We start from the raw sequence: 22,043 nt of genomic DNA, 5'->3' as shown, positions 1-22,043 counted from the left end.
TCCCTCTTTTCTATAATTTATCGTTTATTACAGCTTGTGCCCCCAGCAGCAAACCAAAACATAAATCATTTCCGGATGTGTGACCAATGGATCTGATTTTTTTTATCGCTTCATCTATTGATGCCGCTGTTCTTCTATTCTCCAGGTCTGAAAATAATTGATAAATAAATGAATTCACATTTCCCTCAGCCGCTTCGAGAATATAAGCTTTACTCACATCCGTTGTTGACGGCAGAGGATGAGTGAGAGCAGAGGATAAAGCCTCAGCTCTCTGATCACCCGCCCAATGAAGCACGCTAAGATATGCCGTCAATATGTCGTCTCCACTTGGAGTTAAACCTTTTCCCCGTCCTGCCAGATAAGACACACTTTTTTTAAAATCAACAGAGGCTGCTGTTTTAGGCATACTGCTTAGAGAATAAAATATTTCCTGCTCCTCTTTATTTAGAGGCAGCCCAAGAGCATCTGCCAATCTTAATTTTTCCAGCTTATTTTTCAATAGCTTCAAGTGTTCCATAGAAGAATTTTGACCTAGTACATTCAATGAAATGATTTGAAGCTGACTAAATTCAACGGTTCCCACACCATAACAGCTATAAATGCGAAAACCATTTTCTATGATTTTCACAATGTTTCCCTGCTGGATATAGGGCTGGATCTCCTCAAAAAGTTTTACGGGTATTTGAATGCCAAAACTAGATAAGTATTCTGTAAAGGCTGAGACATGAATCAAGCGATTAGAGATGAGCAGGTTGAACGAATGCTCAAAAACACTATGAATTTTCCCCATTCGTCCAAACCTTTTCAAATCGACAGCATTCTGACCGGCAACCGCCTTAGTCTTCCACATTGATTCCCAGCTCTTTTGCATAGGCTTCCAGTGCCTTTTCAAAGCAGCCCAACGGTGCTCGAACCGTACCAGCTCCTACCTGACCTACTCCAGCTTCTTTATGAGCAATTCCCGTATTAATAATCGGCGTAATCCCTGTTTCCACTACCTTACGGATATCAATTCCTAAGCAGGTTCCTTGAAAATCCCATGTTGGAATAGAGAAGGTTGAATTGTGTCCTACACAAATTTCAGCCATCTCATCAGAGATATTTAACGCATCTTGAAATCCTCCCGCACCAACAAAACGTGTTACACCTGGTGCTGCCACCATTGCCATTGCTCCTACGCCAATTGTTTCTGTAATCGCACTGTCTCCTATATCTGGATTTCCATCTTCTTCTGTAAATCCGGTAAAGTATAACCCCTTAGGTGTATTTACAGGAGCTGTATGCCAGCTATCGCCGGTTTCAGCGATGCGCACGCCGAAGTTTACACCATTGCGGGTCATCGTTGTTACAATGGTTCCCTTTGTCCCTTCTCGCGCCCCATCAACTATGGCTTTACCAGTTGCCATCATGATATTTAGGAAGAACTGATCTGTATCAGCAAGGAACTTGATTACTTCATATTTTTGCTGCTCTTCAATCGGCAGTTCAATAATCAACGGTGATATCTCTTTTAGAAAATTCAAAGAAGCTGCCATATTGCGCTGATGGAATTCATCTCCCATCGTAATTGAACGGGCAATCAGAACATTCAAATTAATTCCTTCTTCAGTCTTCTGTAATGCCTGAGCAATTGTCGGTCCTAAAATATCCCGCATCCATTCTAAACGAGTAACAACTTCTTTCGAGTACGCCCCAAAACGTAATACTTTCCCGATACCTTCATTCATGGTGCAGTAAGCCTGATTCCCAGTTAAACGATTTTCTACAACTAAAACCGGCATATTGCCAGAAGTAATTCCTCCCATAGGTCCCACCGCTTTCACGTGGTGACAAGGGATGAAGCGAATTTGTCCATTTTCAAGTAGTGTCCGGGCTTCACTTTCATTCTTCGCCCATCCTTCAAATAGCGCCGCTCCTATACAAGAACCCTGCATAGGTCCTGTCATCTCTTCATAGGCAATAGGCGGTCCAGCGTGGAGTAAGGTTTTCTGCGCTTCATTCAGTTCTGAAATCACTGTTTTTGCCGGTACCACATCAATTAGAAACGGTTGCGCATTTTTTATCTTATCAGTAACCTGTTGATTTTCAGCTTCGATTTTTTCTGAAAATTCATCCAACTCATTCAAGATGCGAATCATTTTTTTGTTGCCGCCAGCTCGCGGCTTCCAATTAAACTGCTCAGATGCTCCTCCGTACTCGATAATCGATTCGTTAAAGCTTTGCAGACCAACATTGATAATTCGCGGCTTCGTGTTTAACAACTCCAACACTTTCTCACTAACTTTGGGAAGCTCAATCGTTTTTCCAGTATATGGAAGAACTGCTTTGTCCTCCTCCTTTAATGTTATTCCTTTCATCATCATCGCTAAACGTACAGCCTTAGCATTACTTTCTTCAACGAAAACACCAGCTTCTTTCAAGCGCTGAACTGTTGACTGATAGTTTTGCGGATCTTTTTCAGTACCACAGACTGTTGCCACAAAATGCAATTCCCGCTGTTCTTTCTCTGCTGCTTGCTGTGCTTCTTGAATTGCAGGCAGCAAGGCGCCGGCCATATCTTGATGCGCACCATAACCCAATACAATATCCAGAAGAATGATGCCTGTTTCAGAATCGGCTGCGTAATCCTTTATCTTGTTTATCCGAACATCTGGATCAATCATTGGGTGTGGTTTTCCCTGCGTATAAATATCATCACCCAAATCGATAACATCATAGCCATGGGAATTCAGAATGTAGCCTTCCTTTTTCACTAACCCGTCCAAGCCCAATGCCTCAGAAATCAGCATACCAGCTTCGGCAGCTAGCGTACCGCCGGAATACAACCCCTTCACAACTTTATCTGCTCCAACAGTAGGTAAATTTGGTTGAATCATGTCTTCAAAATAATTACTCTGTACATCGTTGTCGTTTGCCAAATCCACTGCAATTTTAGCGGTCTCCTCTAATGTATGTGCTAGATAAACCTTTCCTTCATGAGCTTTAGGCCTCTCTCCCAAGAAAATAGCAACAACCGGTTTAGAAATACTTTGCAGTAACTCCACTACTTCATCCCGGACTTCTTTCGCAGGCGGTTTGGATATAACACAAATGACATCTGTCGGTTCATGATTTTCCAAAGCCATTACAGCATCCTTAACCGTTATTGCTCCTACCTCTGAGCTAAGGTCCCGTCCGCCAGTGCCGATTGCGTGTATCACGCCTCCACCCAATCGGTCAATAATGGTTGTTACTTCTTGTATCCCAGTACCGGAAGCACCAACAACTCCAATATTTCCAGGAGAAACAACATTGGTGAAGGCGATTGGAATACTAGAAATAATACCTGTACCGCAATCCGGACCCATCATCAGCAAGCCTCGTTCATGAGCCAGCTTCTTTAAGCGAACTTCATCTTCAATTGCAACATTGTCTGTAAATGAGAAAACATGCAAATCGTTTTTTAATGCCTTCTCCATCTCAGCTGCTCCGTATTCTCCCGGAATACTGAACAATGCCACATTTGCCTCAGGGAGTTTTTCCAATGCTTCTTGCCAAGAAGAAGCTGCTTGGCTGACTTCACTATTTCCTTTTGAAGATAAATCATCTAGAAAAAGATGAACTGCCGGCAGAACTTCTGTCATAATATCAGCGGTATCGCTTTCAACAACAATCATTAAATCATTGGGAGATGCCGCTTCTGCTTCTGCAGTCAGCAGATTGGTGTTTTTTAAGATATCTTTATTGGCATCTGTTCCCATCATAATCTGGCTCATTTTCACCTGATCCAATTCATTAATTGTATTGGTCAGCAGCATCAGATTAATTGAATCCTGATAATTATTTTTCAAAATAACTGTAGTTAACATTTTTTTCTCCTCCATTCACAAATCTATTGTAAAAGTTAATGTTTTCGTTTACATTGGATAAAAGTCCAAAATATACAGGTATTTTTTATCCAAAAGAGGAAAAGAGGAGAAAAATGAAACTCAAAGACTTGATGCGCCTTGATTTATTTAAAGCAAGTAAAATACTGACAGGAGAAATAGGATTAAATAATGAGGTCGAATCAGCTATGGTTTTAGAAGCCATTGATATTGAAAAATGGAGTAAAGAAAATCAGCTGATTTTAACGTCTTTTTATGCATTCAACAATGTTCCACATTCTGAACTAGTTGAATTTTTTGAGAAAATGCGTTCGATAGGCGTTAGTGGTCTAGTTGTTAAAATGAATCGGCTGATTACTATGATTCCAGAATGGCTTATTGCTTTGTGTTCAGAATTTAAAATTCCACTGATTAAAGTGCAGCAGAATGTCAGCTATGAAAAAATCATGCTTTCCATCTATGAGCCTATTTTAAATTATCAAACCCATCTTTTACGTACTTACTATGATGTACGACAACGGTTTACAAAAATTGAACGGAATCTTGCTTCTTTTGATCAAATCATGCAGGAATTTTATCAGTTAATTCAGCTGAGCTGCTCTCTGCACATTCCCAGCAAAGGAATTGATATCAAAATGGGAAAACTTCCCAACGATTTTGTAGTAGTTGAGCAGAAAACCTTGGAAAACATGGAATTTACAAAGAATAGTTATGAACAGCTACATCTTTTCTCTCATCAGGAGTCCAGAGAAATCATCGCACTAAAAACAAGGGTGAGTAATTTTTATACAAATGACTGTTCCTTACTGGTTTACCAAGACAGCCCCGAGCTAAATGAAGCAAATCTGATGATTATTGAAAATATCATTGATATTATCTACGAACGTCTGCAAATGGAATACCTGATAAAAAAAGACCGCTACACTCGTTTAAATAATTTAGCAGATGCCATTTTGCAGAATACACCTAGTAATATTGATGAGTTGAATAGTCTTCTTCTGGAAGCAAAAATGGACAGCTATCCTTACTATCAGGGGATTGCCTTTTCTTCGACGATTCATGATGATCCTAAAATAAGGAAAAAAATATTAACTGTTCTTCGTTCTCTAAATAGTCAAGAGCTCTTTTTTGAACACCACAATTACCTCATTATTCTTTATAATTTTGAACAACCTGAACAGGCGATAACAAAAGCTCAGCTAAAGAAAAAGCTCCATCCTTTTTTTGATGAACAGCCTGACCTGACCTTTGCAATCAGTCAGGTAAAAGAAAAAGAAGGACTGAAGGAAATCTTAGTTGAGTGTCTGGATGTCCTGCGATTCAACCGTTCCTTTTATATTGATCCAGTTGTAGAAGTTTCTGATTTAGGAATTTTCAGATACTTCATGCGAGAAAATCAGTTAGAGCAGTTAGAGGAGCTGATTCCTGAAGAATTGCGCCAGTTAGCTAAAAAAAATCCCGAACTGCTTGAAACCCTCTATACCTTTTTCCAGTGCGGCCGCAACTATAAGAAGACTGCGGAAACATTATTCCTACATTCGAAAACTATTCGTTACCGCTTAAATAAAATTGAGCAATCTTTATCAATTTGTTTGACAAATCCAATTCAGCTGGTTAATTATGAAATTGGTACTTATTTACTGAAATACAAGCAAAGGAGTCATACCCATGCCTGAACTGCTCACTTTATCCAACGGAGCCGAAGTCTCCATATTTATTCCAAAAATAGCTGAACAGCAAAAGTATTTACTTTATTTTCATGGAGGCGGTCTCGTTTATGGTAGTAAAAATGATTTACCAGAAGCCCTAAAATCTATTTTTTTATCCAAAGGGTATACAGTTTTAGCAATCGATTACTTGCTTGCACCTAACAGCTCATTAAAAGAGATTCTCCAACAGCTTCAGTTAACCTTTTTGGAGCTAAAAGAAAGACGTTTTCAAGATGCCCCTTATAGTTTCTGCGGTCGTTCTGCCGGCAGCTATCTCATGCTTCTTCTAACCAGCTATTTACAGCAGCAGGATGCTCAGCTGCCGGATAAACTGATAAATTTTTATGGTTACTTTGATTTAAACTTTATTACCAATGAACGAAAGCTTACTGATACTGTCATTACTGAGGAAATGATTCAAACAATCAATCAAACTACGCCTCAATGGGATGATCCATTGCTGCAAAGATATTTATTGTACCTCTATGCAATACAAAACAATCGACTAGAGAGCTTTTATGGCTTGGAAAGGAGCGAAACCAAACAATTTTCTCTCTCTTCGGTAGAGCTACAGCACTTTCCTAAGATTTTTAGTACAGCTAGCACTGATGATTTAGAGGTTCCCTTTAAGTACAGTAAGCAACTAGCTCGATTCATTCCTAATAGTAAATTTATTCCTGTGTATTCTTTAGAGCATGATTTCTTGAAACAAATGGAAGAAGAGCAAGTGAAAAAAGCGCTGCAGCATTTGGATACGTGGCTGGATTCATAAACAACAAAAAAGCAGTAAAGGAATTTTCACTCCTTTACCGCTTTTTTTAATCAACAAACTGGCTTATTACTCCTGCTCGTTGATTTTTTGTTTTTCTGCCAGTTTTGCTTGCAGCTTTTTATCATAATTTCTAGCTGCCGGCAACATAAAATTAATCAGTCCGCAAATCAATGTACCAACTCCAGCAATAACAAACATTTTTTCTACACCAAGTTTATCAGCTATCGGTCCAGCAAAAATCAGTCCTACAGGACCTGTAATACTCATTAGAGAATTCAATACGCCCATCACTCGTCCCAGGTACTTAGGCTCATAGCTTTGCTGAATCATTGCCATCAGCAGCGTGTTAAAGTATGGGGTAGCGAAGCCAGCAACGGCATTCAAAATAACAAATAGAATAAACCCTCGATTTGTTCCCGGCAGCAAGCCGCTCATCCCGATTGTAATGCCGATGACTAAATAGGATAAGAACACTGGTTTCATTCGATCCTTCCAATTTCCAAAAATACCAATCACGGCACCACCGACAAGCATGCCAAAAGCATAAACTACTTCAATTAGCCCTGCTTGACCTACAGTTCCATTGAAATACTGCATAGTCATTAGCGGGTACATACTGGCCGCAGGCATAAAAATAAGCGTAAATACGGAACCAATAACAGTAATATACCAAAGACCTTTATTTTCGATCAGCTTTTTAAAACCAAACTTTGTATCTGCCAGTAAATGGATTGTTTCGCCCTCAGAAACAACGCGTGGAATTTTCACGAATAGTAAAAGCCCCACACCAAATACCGCACCTAACACATCCAGTAAAATTAACCAGTTCATTGGTATAATAGAGAAGAGAAAAGCTCCCAAGGCCGGTGCTATAATATAATTAGCTGATTGAACCATTCCCAACTGACCATTCACTTTGGTTAGTTCTGCTTCTGGAACCATCATCGGCATAATCGATTGAATAATAGGCATTTGAAACGTTTGTGCAACAGCCCGTATAAATAGTGAAACAAACACCAGCCAAAGTGGAAAATCAGCAGAAATAGTTCCAACGACGGCTAAAATTAATGCAAAGAATGCAACGATACTATCTGTAACAATCAACACTGTTTTCTTGTTCATCCGATCGACAAAAGGACCAACAAAAGGACTCAAAACAACCATCGGAATCATTCCAAGCAACGTTGCAAAGCTGAGAATCGTCGCAGATCCTGTAGCTTTCGTTAAATACCAGATGATAGAATACTGTACAATCATGCTTGTAATGCCCGATAAAAATTGTCCTGAAAGAAACAAATTAAAGTTCTTACGCCAATGAGGTAAATCTATATTCGTTTGCTGCGTCATAAAAAACACTCCCTGATTCTTTTATTTTTTCAGAAGCTGCTACTTCCGGTCTTTCTTCTGATTCGGAGTGCTTTTATCCAAAACAGAAGGAATTATGAATATCTCAAACGCATAAAATGAGTTCCAGCTTTTATGATGTAAAACATGAGAAACACACCTCTCCTTAAATTTCAGTACATTTTGATGATACCTTAAGCTAACAATCTGTACAAGCCTGAAAACTCCTTCATAGAACGAAAAAACATAGTTAAATTATTCCAGATTTCTCATTGAATACTTATAATATTTCTATGTTTTTTCTCAAAAATTCTTATCACAATACCAACAGTGTATGACGTAATACCTGTCTAAAAATATTTTGTGTTCAATCTCCCCCTCCTTATTCAAAAAAACTGCTGGTCAATCATGCTATGATTGACCAGCAGCTTTCTGAGTTAGGGTTCAATTGCTCGTTAAGAATATCTGTTCCTCTTAATCAGATCATTTACTCCCATTAATGACCTAATTTAACTCACTGAATTCTTATTTGTTCTTTCACTTGGGTTTTAACATAATTCAGAGACATGAAACATTTTTGTTTACTCGTCTCCCTTCACCTTTTCAAAAGCACAATGTTCTTGACTCCTTCAAGTTTATCGGCTTTTGTTTTCCTTCAACGTCCTTTTTCAACCTTTTTATTTTACTCAACTTTTTTCTAGCAGCTCTACTTGTACAGACTAAATGTCTACTTATCGGATTTACTCCCGTCCTCCATATAAATAACGCCCATCCAGTAAAAGCCTTGAATCTCTTCGTTCTGTGTTTTTTCAATTACCTTATTGGTAATACTACTAAACCCCTTATCGTCTAAATCATAAACGGTCCGCAGCGCTGTACGACTGTCTTTCTGTAGAGCTAGGGCCAACTCCTCAGCAATTTTCTCTTCCTCATAGAACCTGTTCTCAACACGATAAAATTCTTTATCAGAAACGTCTTCAGTTGTCACATAATTAGTAAGAAAATTATCCAGCACATAGCGGTCGTCTTCAACAAGAACCTTTCTGGCTGCCTTTCCGGATATGTTTAATAACGGATTCGCAAGCAACTCATCATCATTATTCGTAGCATCAAGAACATTCCATTCACCATTTACCTTGACCTTATTCCAGGCATGAGGCAAATCACCATTTAGATAGCCTGTTACGACAATCGCTTCTAAATCAGCGGCATCTGCTAATAGCTTGAAGGCTCCAGCATAACTGGCGCAAACGCCAACTTTGTTAATCAACACACCATATGGCGTAAATGAATCATTGAATGCTTCGTCTACAGTTAAAAATTCATTTTCAGCAGCATTATCCAACGCTGCGTTATCGTACTCGGCAATATCGCATAGATACTGGTTGATTGCATACTCCTTTTGCAAGTCACTCATATCCTCGGTGATAATCTCTGCAATGACCTTTTTAACTTCAGAACGTAAAGTCTTTTGCTGCTTTTTCATCTGAGCGATATCCATGTTATACTCCACAAACAAGCTTTTTCCATCTTTTGAAACAGCTGCACTATCTGCACCTAAAATCAGCGGATTTTGATAGATAGCTTCCATCCAAGCATCCGAAAGAAGCGACTGAACCGCTGCCTCCGGAAATTTCTCTAAATCAATTACTCGATTGCCGGAAAGCATGTTGATTGCCAGATACTCGCTAAGAGCACTATTTGCGGTAATCTTATCTTCTGTTTTACTGACAGAGCTACTGGCCTTCTGCTTTTTTTCCGATTTTTCAGCCTCCTGTTCACCAACAACATCGGCTTCTTTTGCCCCGGCTTTTTTCTGCAGAAGACTCTGTTTTTCTTCCAATTTTGACAAATCCTTCTTAAAATTTTCTTTATCAAAATTAGTAACTCTGGCAAAACCAGTATAACCTGTGCCATCAATCGTATATGGTATGGATAGTCGTTCAATGGTTCCAGTTGCCACAGCATCAGACATATCCGGCTTTTCATAGCTCAGTATATGTTCCTTAAAAATCTCTGTTTTTTCAACATCATAAGTAACCAAACGTCGTACCAAATACCCGTCACACATTGTTATCCATTGATAAGAAGGCAGCTCGTCAATAGTCTCAGCATTCCGCTTTCCTTCTCTATCATCACTTAGAGTCATCTCGTGAATTGCCGGAATCCGTGCTGCCATATCTTTTAGATTCAGTCCATTACTGACCGCTGAAGTTCCTTCTTTACTTACCGCAATAACCATAAACCTTTGATCTGTAAAGGTTTCTTTTGGAATGGGTTCATCGCCCTCCCCATATTCCTCAATAGATGCTGCTGAAAGACGTCCCGCCTCAGAAACTGAAAAAGTTTGCAGACGAGTAACACTATCCTGAACAAAGGTTGTTTCTTCCGATGTTCCAACAACAAAAGCACTGGAATAGCCTCTTTCTTTTGAATAATCCATCTGCAAGAGATGATAGTATTCTGCACCGGGAACCTTGTTCCATGAGTATTCCGGCACTCCTTGTTCATTTAGTTTCATTTTTAACTGAATCTTTTGATCCAGTTCATGAATAATAGAGATGACCGTCACTTCAGGCTTCTTTAATTTCTCTCCAGTCTCTAGATCGACATAAACAACCTTATACAAGTTCTGTAAATTTCCCCAGTCCTTCTCTTTTTTAAACAACCAGGCATCATCTTTCTTATAGCCATAGGAACGGTTGTTTATTTCTGTTGAATACGCGGAAAGAGCACCAACTGCTGATTGCGGCGGGTTCAATACAATTTCATCCAGCTTTTCACTGATTTCATATTGCGTCAAAACTTTTTGTGTTAAATCTGTATTCTGATAAATTTCTACAATTTCTGTCGCATTCTTATAGCCCAGTTTCTCTACATCAAAAGCCAATTCAACTGTGATTGACTCATCACGCTCAATCATCAGATTTTCTTCTGCGTAGGTGACCCGCTCATCGTACTTGCTTTTCACATCAGAGGCCAGCTTGTCGGCTTTTACTTCTGTACCAGCTTTATCTACTGCTTTCTTTTGTGTACTTTGACATCCCCCCAGTATAAAAATGATTCCAACGAACATTACCAGTAGCTTATTTTTCATTTTTTCACCTTTCTAACAGTAATACCTTTTAGTTCCCGGAAAGGTTACCGATAAATTTGATTTTATTTCAGCCGCTCTTTAACAAATGTAATGAACTCTTCTTTAGAAATATTTTTCCCAATGATATAGTAGTACAGGTCTTCTTTTTGATAGCCCGCATAAAACAGGTGATTTTCATCCTCGGCTAGCCAAACCTCTATGCCTTGAACTTTATTGGACTTTGTTTCCCTAAGAAATTGTGGAATTACCTTTTCACTACTGCCTTTACTAATATCAAAATTATCTTTTTCACTATGCCCTGTTCCTTGACCAAAATTTTGTTCTGCTTCAAATGATCCATCTGATTCTCTGACAATTGAGGCAACCGATAGATTATTCTGAGATTGGTAAATTCCATAGCCTCCGCCAACCACAAGCAACAAAGCTGCTGCTAAAACACCTAATCGAACAACAACAGAGATTGCTGGTTTCTTTCTTTCCTTTTCGTGGTGAGACTCTGTATCCTTTTTTAAAATTTTTCCTTCAACTGACTGCTGCTTCACGTTATTAACTTCATCTATTTCATTGCTTTGTTCCTGCTCCAGTTTTCTCATTTCAAGTCTTGTTTTTTCGATTAAACTTTTGGGAGCCTTAATCTGTTCAAACTGTTTTCTATATTCATTTTTCATTCCAGATAGTCTCCTTTCAGTTTTAAACGCAGAGCATCTCGTGCCCTGGAAAGTCTTGTTTTGACTGCTGATTCAGAATGACCCAGCAGTTCACTAATTTCCCGAACCGAATAGCCTTCAAAATAAAATAAATGTACAACTGTCCGCTGCCCTTCTGGCAGCGATAGACAGGCCTCCATCAAATTCTCCTGATCATCATCCTTAGCTACATACTCCCTGTCCAGCATTTCCTCATCCATACCAATTACTTTTCTGTTCCAAGCATTGTCAAACTGCTTTTTACAACAGTTAATTGTTACTCGAATCAGCCAGTGCTTCGCATGTTCTTCATTCTTTAGGGTATGACTGTACTTAACTAACCGTAAAAATACTTCCTGAAATACATCTTCAGCATCGCTGGCCTGCTTCATCTGCACAAAAGCAATCCGGTAGACCATGTCGGCATATTTTTCCAACAGCTCTTCTGGATCCAGTGTTCCCATCTGTTCCTTATCCATGGGTCCTCCTCATAATAAATACCTTTTAGCATCCTCAAAGGTTACATGTTAAAAGCTATATTTTTCTTATTATCAATTTTTTTATTTTTTATTTGAATAATTACAAATCATTACTCATTATACCAGATTCGTCATTGACAATATATGAAATTTTGAGCAGTTTCAACCACCCCTTGCTTAATTTTCCAATCATATTTAGCTACTAAAAAATAAGGCTAGACCAACAAGAAATAAGCCAGACTATACGAAAATGGCTCTACACACATTTCCAGTATAGTCTGGCTTATTTCCGAAGCAGCAGTTTTTGAATCGCTGTTTATTCAGCTTTTAGGAATAGAAGATTTCTTTATGCCTACTCTTACGCACTTCATCTAACCGGTGAACGCACGCTCATTTAAAATCAAATAAGCTACCTTTTTACTTGATTCTTAACAGCTGTTTCGTCTGTTAAGACATACAGAAAACAGCTAACTGTTACTCTTCTCTTAGTAAATCTAGAATTTGTGTATACCCCAAAGCGAATGCATAATCTGCAGCTGTTTTTCCGTAATTATCCCTTAAATTTTTATCTGCACCATATTTTAATAATTCAGCAACAATTTGCTGATAAACTTCTGATCCATCTCTTAAGCCAACAGCTTCGATCAATGCAGTATACCCATAATTATTTTGATGGTTAATAGCCGACCGTCCATCTGCCAACAGCAGCTTAACATTTTCAAGATGCCCTTTCTCAGCAGCCGGTATCAATGCATTGCCGCCGAATCTATTTACAACGGCTTGATTTGGTTCCTCATTCTCAAGCATATATTTCAGAATCTCTGTACGACCTTGTGCTCCGGCATATAAATATGGGCTATCTTGAATTTCATCTTGTTGATTGATATCAGCCCCGGCAGCCATTAACTTTTCAGCTATTTCGATTTGATTGTTATGAACAGCAATCAATAACGGGGTTTCCTCTTTATCATTCACTTCATCTATTTGGTAGTCAGAATCGCCAATAATCAGTTGAACCTTTTCTAAATCACCAGCTGCTACAGCTTGAAGTAATGCTCCTGCTTCGTAATGCATAGTCTCCTCCTCCTTACTTGAACTAGGTTGATCTACTTTCGATAATGTCGTTTCAACAAGTTCCTCTGCAGAACTTTGTGTTGAGTAATGATCCGACGAGTTATCGCCTGAAGTCATCGACTGTTTTTCTGTACAGCTAGCTAATGCAACAACGGTTAGAAACAGCAACCCCACTATTAATTTGTTTTGTTTTCTCATGCCTTCCCCGCTTCCCTAAAATAGTGTGTCTCAGACTCTAAAACCAAATAATCGATACTTTTGTGCCTCCATGATTGAAACGAACAAAGAAACGTAAAGAAGCTTATAGGAACTTAACACTTTACTAAAATACCAAACGTTGCAATTCTCGAAAATAAGCCGAATAGTCCCAAAAATACGAGCAGCTCTATGTAGGTATCAATCACAATCTCTCAATTTCTTCGCAATGTTTCTTAATAATTTTCGAATTGTCCTTCATATTGCTGTGAAACACAGTAGGGTACAAGCTGATGTTGAACAGTACCTGCCAGACTCTCGAGCTAGAATATTTTTACCACAATCTCTGTTATCCTGCCATTTTAGCTATAAATAAATTTTATTGTCAATTTATCCGCTTAATGTTCCAGCATTAACTGCTGCTTAAATATTACAAGCTATGAGGATTCTGCAGACCATTTTGTAGCTATAACGTCTATTGCTCATGGCTTATGATATAATAAAAAAATGAGCCGCTCAGGGCACTCTTTAGCAGAAGAACAGATAGGGGGCTTTTCTTTTGGAGTATAGAAAATTAGCAAAAACAATCATCGAACCTGAATTATTTAGCCATTTTATTCGTCATCAGAAAGTAACACAATGTTGGCGTAAGGTAGATGAAAACTGGCAAATTCAACCTGTTGCTTTTGTTGAAGAATGGCAAGAAAAGGAGTTCCAACAACTTTGCTTCTATTTAAAACAGACAATTGAAAACAATGGTGTAGTACTTGGCGCATTTGATGCTGACAAGCTAAAAGGTTTTGTTAGTGTAGAAGGTCAGCTTTTTGGCTCTCAAAACCATTATCTGGAGCTTTCTTCTCTTCATGTTTCCGAGGATTATCGAGGTCAGCATATCGGACAGCTTTTATTCCAGCATGCAGCAGCATTTGCCCGTACAAAAAAAGCGAATAAGCTCTACATTTCCAGTCACTCTGCTGTAGAAACCTACGCTTTTTATTCCCATTTAGGCTGTACCGATGCAGTTGAAGTTTCTGCCAATCATCTTATCAGGGAACCTTTCGACCGACAATTGGAATACACGCTTTAACTATTTTTCACATTTCAATCTTAAAAATTAGAAGGTACTTCTTTTAAACTAAATGAGAAGGGATGAAAATTGACAGTCAATTTTCATCCCTTCTCTCTTGTTCATTTTAGCCTACTAATTCTGCTTCAACTTTTTTGATTGCTATACTCTATTTTTTCGGTTGAACCGTTACACTATATTCACCTGTACTTCCCTTACATGGAATAACAGATAGATACAGTGTCTCACCTTTAGTGAATGCCCATTCAATTGCAAATTGTCCATCTCCTCCATGATTGTGAACGTCCCCTGCACCTAAAGGAGTATAACTAGGTGCTCGATGAATCGCTCCCTGAACATGAACACTGCTTGCTGAACTAAAGACATATGTTCCTGCTTCTGGTGCTATAAATCGGAAGTAGTCATGATCCCCGCTATGAAGCAGTTGACCTTTTATTGTACCTAGACCGATAGTTGTTGCTGTTTCGTAGGTATGTCCATGATCATCAACTGTTACCTCCGAGTGAGCCCTCCTTCCCCCGTCTTCACTTGTTGCTGTAATCATTGCTTTTCCGCCGCTGACTGCTTCAACGGTACCATCTGAGCTAACCTTAGCTACCGCTTCGTCAGAGCTTGTCCACTGAACTTTTTTATTAGGCACTGTACTTGGCAGAACCGTTGCTGTCAGTTTGCGCTTCCCTTTCTTTTCCAAGTTAAAAGAAGCTGGTGAGATTGCTACACTATCCACAAGGCTGTCCGGCTGAATCGTTACTTTATATGCTCCTGTACTTCCTTTGCATGGAATAACTGACAGATATAGCGTTTCTCCTTCAGCAAAATCCCATTCTATACGGAATTGTCCGTCTGTATCATGATTGTGAACGTCCCCTGCACCTAAAGGAGTATAATTAGGTGCTCGATGAATCGCTCCTTGAACATGGTTATCACTTTCAGACCAAAAAATATATTTCCCGGCTTTTGGTGCGGTAAATTTGAAATAATCATGATCTCCGCTGTGCAGCAGGTTTCCCTGAACCGTTCCTACAGCAACAACTGTTGCTGTTTCATAGTTGTTCCCATGATCGTCCACCGTCACTTCTGAGCTAGCTGCCTTCCCACCGTCTTCACTTGTAGCGGTAATAACTGCCTTTCCTTCATTAACAGCTTCGACCATCCCGTCTACGCTCACCTTGGCTACTGTTTCATCAGAGCTTGTCCAACGAACAGTTTTATTTGGTGCTGTAGCCGGCAAAACAGTTGCTGTCAGTTTACGCTTCGCTTTCTTTTCCAAATTGAAGGTAACCGGTGAGACTGTTACCTTTTCTACAAATGTTTCTGGCTGAATACTCACCTTGTATTCTCCCGTGCTGCCCTTACAAGGAATTACAGATAGATACAGGGTTTCACCTTTAGCAAAATTCCATTTAATCATAAACTGTCCATCTGTCTCATGATTATGGACATCACCATCACCTAATGTTGCATAGCTTGGTGCTCGATGAAGTGCTCCCTGCACATGAATGGCACTTTCAGATTTAAAGATATAGTTTCCTGCTTCCGGCGCTGTAAACTTGAAGTAGTCATGATCTCCTGTGTAAGTCAGCGTACCATTAACTGTTCCAATACCAACTGCTGTTGCTGTTTCATACATTTGCCCGTGATCATCTACTACTACTTCAGCAGCTGCTGTTTTCCCACCATCTTTTGAAGTAGCTGTAATAATGGCTGTTCCACTATTTACGGCTTTAACTAAACCGTCTGTTCCAACTGTAGCCACATTATTGTCTGAGCTTAACCAGTCCACTACTTTATTGGAAGCCTCTGCTGGTTTAATTGCTGCTGTGAATCTAAATGTTTTTCCTTTTTCCATGATAGTGCTCGTTTTGTTTAACGTAATTTCTTGTACTGGAATTGAGCCCGCAGTGACAGTTACTGTGCTTGATGCTGTTTTCCTGCCATCTTCCGTTATTACTGTAATAGTTGTACTTCCTACTGCTTTAGCAGTGACCAAACCAGTGTTTGATACAGTTGCTACTCCAGTATTTGAGCTGCTCCAGCTGACCTTTTTGTTTGCGGCATTACTTGGAGAAACCGTTGCGGTAAACTGACGGTTTCCTCCAACAGATAACTCCAGATTTTCAGGAGCTAACGTGACCCCAGTTACTGAGACCGGCGGCTGAGCTGCACTTCCGATTCTAACCTTCATCGCCATTGCAGGTTCAGATAAAATTTCAAATTGAGTGCCTAAAAACTGACCGTCTGCTAATTGAGTCGATGGAGTTGTTTCTTGACTTATTTTGACAGGCTGTACGCCGCCATCCAATGTATTTCCGATATAATAAAATGGGTTGCTTCCAAACGACTGATTTGCATTGTATCTTGAGTAACCGAGCACACCCTCGTCAGCTTCTAGTACAGTTACAAGCTGGCGGCCAATCCCGTGATTCTGTCCAAAGGTTGTATTTACCCGATAAACCAGAATACCTCCCGGAATGTTTTCAGTATAACGAAACATTCCTCTGTCAAATCCATTCATTTGCCGATTTTCGATTAAAAAGTATTCATTTGGATTAATACTTTGTAATTTCAGAATAGTCGGATCCGCAGCAGAAACTGCTTTTACATCCTTTTCATAAAACAATGTCCGATCTAATGATTCAAACGGAACTCCTAGCTGTATTTTAGAATAAGCATCTAAGCCAACCGGTGAACTTCCCCAGAAATCAGTCTCCCAATACATACCGTTAAAAGTCCTGTCCGCTCCCCAAGCACCTTGAGCCATTAAACTGACAATTCCCACACCATACCCATCGGCAGCTCCATTTATCTGTTCCGTGTTATATAAATCCGGCAAGCCAATATCATGACCAAATTCATGACAAATTACACCAATTGATGAAGAAACATCTTCATCTTTATATCTCATCTTTTCACCAAACATCGTAAAATCAGTAAATTTCAATCCATTGACTGTCGTTAGATGACTACTCCAGCCTTTATGACCCCAGACCGATTTTCCCGGATTTCCTGAGCTTTGTTCATATCCAGCGATAATGAACATTACATGCAGCTCATCCGGCTCTATATAGTTGTTCTTATCCCTATCATATATAGAAAAATCAATCTTATCCTTAATACGCTGAAGAATATTTGCTGACAGCTCAAAGCTATTAAATCCATTGCCCATGTCGGGATGCTCCTGATCCATTTGAACTTTCAAGATTCCATTTTTCACCGCTGCCGTCTCTTTTGCCGGCTTTACTTCCATGCGTTTATTTGTCTGCTCTGAAAAAAAGTTTTTCATGGTTTTTCCATCCGAGCCAAAAATCTTTTGATGCCATTCCTCTTCTGTCGTACTTATTTTTATATCATTAAATTCAACGAGGACTACTAATAAATTCTGCTCCTTATTTAACACCTTGTTCTGTTGCGTCATCAATGTATCACTAAACTGCTGTCTTTCAGCAGCTCCATTACCTTGTTTAACTACTTCTGTTTTATTTACTGTTCCGCTAGGCTTAGAATCAATACCAACTTTTGCTTCCACGCTGCTTCTACTTAGTCCATTCACCTGATAATACCAATAATCATCTGCCTTTTTTACATAAACGCTGCCATCTTCTCCTGCAACATAGTTAAAAAACTCATCCCCATACTGGGTTGCTGCAAACGCTGTGCCATCCGGCTGAACATAAGTCTGTTCAACCTCTAATGACGGAACTGCTGCCGCTTCCTGCGAACCGCTAAAACCAGCTGCCATCGTTAACCCAACAATGGCTGTCCCAAATAATCTTTTTTTCATCTTACTTTCCTCCTTAGTTCATTTGAAAGAAAACACTTTCATTTATAATTATATTCATATAAAAAAAAGAAAAGCAATGGTTTATATAAAAAAAACTGCATATTTTAAATACAAAACAAAATATAATGAAAAAAATTTATTTTACCGCTTAGATATTAGCAAAATAACTGCACAAAAAAACTAGCAAAAGCACAATATAATTCTTGCTTTCCCTAGCTTTTCTCTTTTGTTTAGTCAGGTACAACAGCAACTGCCCGTATTGTGAAGCCAGGTGCTCCTTTAATCTTAGGAACCCCAAGAAAAATGACAGAGCCGGTTGCTGGCACTTCAGAAAGATTCGTTAAAACCTCTACCTGAAATTTATTTTGCGTCAGCCAATATCTTTCTCCAACGATATCCTGATTCCGAGTACAGTCGACTGCGGTATCCGTATCCAGCGTCTCGTGGCCAATCGCCAGTAGGTTCCGCTTTAAATGAAGAAACTTCAAGGCTTCCAGAGACCAGCCAGGCGTATGTGCCTGACCTAATTCATCCCGATTATAAAACGCTTCATGATTGTTCCATCGTTGTGACCAGCCGCTGGCAAAAGCAACAAAGCTTCCCTCAGGAATTTTTCCATAGCTCTCCTCAAATGCTAAAATATCTTCAACCGTAAGTGCATAATCGTGATTTTCAAAAACTTCTTTTTCTTTATGAATCACTATTAATGGCAAAACCAATTCCTTTAAAGTCAAGTCTTCTAAAAATCGTTTCCCTGAAGCAAAATGAACAGGCGCATCAATATGTGTGCCGTATTGCGAGACAATACTGTATTCCTTTGCCAAAAATCCATCCTGTTCAACTGTAAATAATGTTTTTTCAGTTAATGGTTTAAAAGACGAAAAATAAGGAATTTCTGTAGATACTTCATGAGTTAAATCAACCCATCTTTGGTTTTTTAGAAATTCTACACTTTCTATGATGGTTGTCATATCAATGCCCCTTCTATTCATTCGGCCAAACATCTTTGGCTGTTTCCACAACTAATTGAAGCTTTGCCCACTGATCATCCTCAGATACTTTATTCCCTTCATGTGTAGAAGAAAACCCACATTGAGGGCTTAAGCACAGCTGGTTTAGCGAAACAAAGCGGGACGCCTCGTTAATTCTTTCAATCAGCTGCTTTTTATCCTCTAGTTCCGGCGTTTTTGTTGTAACAAGCCCTAAAACAATTCTCTGATTCTTTATATTTTTCAAAGGATCAAAGCTGCCGGAGCGTTCATCATCAAATTCCAAAAAGAAGCCGTCAAACTGTTCTATTTTCAATAAACGTTCTGCAATCGTATCATATGAACCATTGTACAGCCAATGAGACTGGAAATTGCCCTTGCAGAAATGGAACGTTACTGCCATATCTGCAGGCTTATCTACTAAAATTGCCTCAGTAATATCTCCAAATTCCTGAATTAACTCATCCGGCTCATAGCCGTTTTGTTGAATTAATCCGCGGAAACGTTCATCAAACAAACCACCCCAGCTGGTGTCATCTAATTGAAGATAACGGCAGCCCGCATCATAAAAAGACTGAACAACTTCTTTATACGTTGAGATTAAATCTTTAATAAATTCAGATTTTTCTTTGTATACCGGATTTTCATGGTAGTGCTTAGATAGAATAAAGGAGTCCAGATAAATCATATTGGGACCTGGAATTGTTTGTTTGGCAATTATTTTACCCGCGTGCTTTTGAGTAAATTTAAAATGTTCTAAAAATGGATGATTCTTATCAAAAGCCAATTTACCGCTGACATACGTCCCTTGAGCTTCTGTTGTGATACCAAAAGCTGTCGTTTCAAAATCATATACAGTAATTCCAGCTAATCCGGCAATAAAATCCAAATGCCACCATCTTCTTCTAAACTCTCCATCTGTTACAGCCTGCAAGCCAATTTTCTTTTGTTTCTCAATAACTTTAATAATTTCCTGGTCTTCTATTTGTGTTAGTTCCTTTTTAGAAATGATCCCCTCTTTAAATTTTTCTCGTGCATCTTTCAAGGCTTGCGGACGTAGTAAACTACCTACCTGATCATAACGAAATGGTATTGTTGTCATTTCTTTTCTCTCCTTCTTTGCTAAATATTAGTCTATTTTTAAATAAAAAAGTCCTTAGACATCATCAAAGATATCTAAGGACATAGTATTATGTGTTACCACCTTAATTCGCGGTATTTTCACAAATAACCGCCTCAATCAGTACCCAACCATTATTGGAAACTGTTATTTGCTAACGGAACAAACCCGTATCTCCCTACTCATTCAGAAGATCCACTATAAAAGCCATTTTCAAATTAAACGCCTCACATCTCTTTTCAGCTTTCGAGACTCTCTGTTGGAAAAGAATTTAATCTTACTTTCTTTCTCATTGTGTTTTAATATTTGTTTCATCTACTATAGCAAAAAAAGAAAGCGTTTGTCAATAACTGTTTTTTTACACCTAATCGAAACAGAACAATCAATAGCTGCTTTTGATAACAAAATAGGAACCTCGAATAACGCCTGCCAATGCTGATTTTTGATAGGCAAACTTAAATTTTTCTGCTAATTCAGCTGGTACATCCATTCCTTCAGATAGTTTAAATCCTACAGCACGTTTTCCATCTTCAGCCAGTCCGTACATAACATTAACTACGAGTCCATTTTCATAAAAAACATAAGCGAAACGAGTCCCTTCTGTTTCAAAACCTGAGACCTCCAGAGGCTTATAAGGAAATTTCAACTCACGCTCCAATAAAATTTTCTCAATCCACTTCAGCGTTTCCAACTCTTCTTCAGCAGGAACAGTCACAAAATCATGCTTATACTTATTCCAGAAATATCTTGCTTCATTTGCCCGAAGACCAGCCAATGCCTCTGCTACATCAGAACTCTCTAAACCAATGGTTGATACTTCTTTAAAATCTACCTTGTATGACATTTCTTCTCCTCTCTTCATTTCATTTGTAAGCCTATTATAATCACCTTCTTCTATTAGCTACAACTATTAAGTTTCAGATAGGAAAACTCTATTAAAAGAATATACTATTCTTTCTCTCTCCATATTGCCGATAAATACGTTGCTATTCTCTGATAATTTCACCTAAAAAAATGAAAATTACTAGAGTTCAATTACTTATGTTTTTTGAAAGACTTATCTGTTCTTGCTCAAGTAAAAATTTCATAAGTAGCTTTTTATAAAAACAGTTACGAAGCTATAAAAAAATCGAACCTCCGCTTCATTTGCGTTTGGTTCGATTGTCATTATGAAGCTGCTAATCATTGCCTTAGTTTTCATTGCATCAAAAATATTTATTTTCTTAGTATCTTTTCCATCTTTTTTCCTTTTGCCAGTTCATCTATCAGCTTATCCAAATAACGAACTTTCTGCATCAGTTCATCTTCAATATCTTCAACTCGGTAGCCACAGATTACACCAGTTATAAGCCCCACATTGGGATTCATTTGAGGAGCCTCTTTAAAAAAAGTTTCAAAATCTACTTCATTCAGCAGCTGCTTCTGCAATCCGGACTCATCATAGCCAGTTAACCAGAATATAATCTCATCTACTTCTTCTTTTAAACGTCCTTTCCTCTCAGCTTTTTCAATATAAAGCGGATAAACACTGCTAAAAATCATTGTGTAAATTTTTGGTTTTTTCATTTACATTCTCCTTTTTTCAATCTTTTCTCTGGTTAAAAAGCAGATAAAGCAGTATAAAAATTTATCTTTTAGGAGCTCATTAAAAGATAGCTTAATTATCTCAAAAAAATACTTACAAAGCTATATTTAAACTTAAATCCGGACTTAACCTAAGCAATACCATAACACTAAGACTTCCATACATATATTAAACAGATTAAGAGGAAATGATGTAATCGCCAAAAGCTGTACCCGAAAAATACCGCTTTTAGTAATCACATCATTATTTACGCTGCAGC

15 protein-coding genes and 1 other annotated feature are annotated in these 22,043 nt (G+C 38.6%); of the genes, 3 read left to right on the top strand and 12 right to left on the bottom strand.

Going from position 1 to position 22,043, the window contains the following annotated elements; translation table 11 throughout:
• Positions 1-10 precede the first annotated feature (10 nt).
• Both ACYSNQ_RS07785 and ACYSNQ_RS07780 read right to left on the bottom strand, forming a co-directional pair.
• Positions 11-850 carry an oxamate carbamoyltransferase subunit AllH family protein gene (locus ACYSNQ_RS07785; protein ID WP_426082333.1) on the bottom strand — a complete coding sequence of 280 codons (840 nt, stop codon included), beginning with the start codon at positions 848-850 and terminating at the stop codon, positions 11-13.
• The gene (locus ACYSNQ_RS07780) at positions 837-3,848 is read right to left on the bottom strand and encodes a bifunctional FdrA/YlbE family protein (protein WP_426082332.1); all 3,012 of its coding nucleotides are present in this window, start codon (positions 3,846-3,848) and stop codon (positions 837-839) included. The genes ACYSNQ_RS07785 and ACYSNQ_RS07780 overlap by 14 nt, the downstream gene beginning before the upstream one ends.
• Before the next feature lie 113 nt (positions 3,849-3,961).
• On the opposite strand from ACYSNQ_RS07780, the gene ACYSNQ_RS07775 reads away from it, so the two are divergent.
• Positions 3,962-5,542: a PucR family transcriptional regulator gene (locus ACYSNQ_RS07775; protein WP_426082331.1), complete on the top strand. Its 1,581-nt coding sequence runs from the start codon at positions 3,962-3,964 to the stop codon at positions 5,540-5,542.
• Positions 5,535-6,347 (top strand): alpha/beta hydrolase, encoded by an 813-nt coding sequence (locus ACYSNQ_RS07770; protein ID WP_426082330.1) that lies wholly within the window; start codon positions 5,535-5,537, stop codon positions 6,345-6,347. The genes ACYSNQ_RS07775 and ACYSNQ_RS07770 overlap by 8 nt, the downstream gene beginning before the upstream one ends.
• Positions 6,348-6,413: 66 nt before the next feature.
• On the opposite strand, the gene ACYSNQ_RS07765 is transcribed toward ACYSNQ_RS07770, so the two are convergent.
• The 5 genes from ACYSNQ_RS07765 to ACYSNQ_RS07745 all read right to left on the bottom strand — a co-directional run bounded on the left by ACYSNQ_RS07765 (position 6,414) and on the right by ACYSNQ_RS07745 (position 13,225).
• Entirely contained in the window at positions 6,414-7,694 is a 1,281-nt protein-coding gene (locus tag ACYSNQ_RS07765) for an MFS transporter (RefSeq protein ID WP_426082329.1), read from the bottom strand.
• A gap of 724 nt (positions 7,695-8,418) precedes the next feature.
• Positions 8,419-10,788, bottom strand: a complete 2,370-nt coding sequence (locus tag ACYSNQ_RS07760) for a transglutaminase domain-containing protein (RefSeq protein ID WP_426082328.1) — start codon at positions 10,786-10,788, stop codon at positions 8,419-8,421.
• Between the two features lie 62 nt (positions 10,789-10,850).
• The gene (locus ACYSNQ_RS07755) at positions 10,851-11,456 is read right to left on the bottom strand and encodes a hypothetical protein (protein WP_426082327.1); all 606 of its coding nucleotides are present in this window, start codon (positions 11,454-11,456) and stop codon (positions 10,851-10,853) included.
• The gene (locus ACYSNQ_RS07750) at positions 11,453-11,953 is read right to left on the bottom strand and encodes an RNA polymerase sigma factor (RefSeq protein ID WP_426082325.1); all 501 of its coding nucleotides are present in this window, start codon (positions 11,951-11,953) and stop codon (positions 11,453-11,455) included. The genes ACYSNQ_RS07755 and ACYSNQ_RS07750 overlap by 4 nt, the downstream gene beginning before the upstream one ends.
• A 474-nt stretch (positions 11,954-12,427) precedes the next feature.
• Positions 12,428-13,225, bottom strand: a complete 798-nt coding sequence (locus ACYSNQ_RS07745) for an ankyrin repeat domain-containing protein (RefSeq protein WP_426082324.1) — start codon at positions 13,223-13,225, stop codon at positions 12,428-12,430.
• Positions 13,226-13,781: 556 nt separating this feature from the next.
• Between ACYSNQ_RS07745 and ACYSNQ_RS07740 the strand changes: the two genes are divergently transcribed.
• Positions 13,782-14,309: a GNAT family N-acetyltransferase gene (locus ACYSNQ_RS07740; protein WP_426082323.1), complete on the top strand. Its 528-nt coding sequence runs from the start codon at positions 13,782-13,784 to the stop codon at positions 14,307-14,309.
• 148 nt (positions 14,310-14,457) lie between these two features.
• Here ACYSNQ_RS07740 and ACYSNQ_RS07735 read toward each other — a convergent pair whose 3' ends face one another.
• The 5 genes from ACYSNQ_RS07735 to ACYSNQ_RS07715 form a co-directional block, all read right to left on the bottom strand.
• Positions 14,458-18,090 (bottom strand): Ig-like domain-containing protein, encoded by a 3,633-nt coding sequence (locus ACYSNQ_RS07735; RefSeq protein WP_426082322.1) that lies wholly within the window; start codon positions 18,088-18,090, stop codon positions 14,458-14,460.
• 230 nt (positions 18,091-18,320) lie between these two features.
• Positions 18,321-19,061, bottom strand: coding sequence for a cyclase family protein (locus ACYSNQ_RS07730; RefSeq protein WP_426082321.1), 741 nt, complete (start codon positions 19,059-19,061; stop codon positions 18,321-18,323).
• Positions 19,062-19,074: 13 nt separating this feature from the next.
• The gene (locus tag ACYSNQ_RS07725) at positions 19,075-20,181 is read right to left on the bottom strand and encodes a 5-methyltetrahydropteroyltriglutamate--homocysteine S-methyltransferase (RefSeq protein WP_426082320.1); all 1,107 of its coding nucleotides are present in this window, start codon (positions 20,179-20,181) and stop codon (positions 19,075-19,077) included.
• A 73-nt stretch (positions 20,182-20,254) separates the two neighbouring features.
• Positions 20,255-20,501: a binding site (T-box leader), on the bottom strand.
• 80 nt (positions 20,502-20,581) lie between these two features.
• Positions 20,582-21,043 (bottom strand): phage tail protein, encoded by a 462-nt coding sequence (locus ACYSNQ_RS07720; RefSeq protein ID WP_426082319.1) that lies wholly within the window; start codon positions 21,041-21,043, stop codon positions 20,582-20,584.
• Positions 21,044-21,414: 371 nt separating this feature from the next.
• Positions 21,415-21,765 carry a DUF2200 domain-containing protein gene (locus tag ACYSNQ_RS07715; RefSeq protein ID WP_426082318.1) on the bottom strand — a complete coding sequence of 117 codons (351 nt, stop codon included), beginning with the start codon at positions 21,763-21,765 and terminating at the stop codon, positions 21,415-21,417.
• Between the last annotated feature and the right edge of the window lie 278 nt (positions 21,766-22,043).

It is taken from the genome of Enterococcus sp. LJL51 (genome assembly GCF_054871795.1).
Note: the sequence above shows the minus strand (reverse complement) of the source record. Positions and strands in the feature narration are given on the sequence as shown.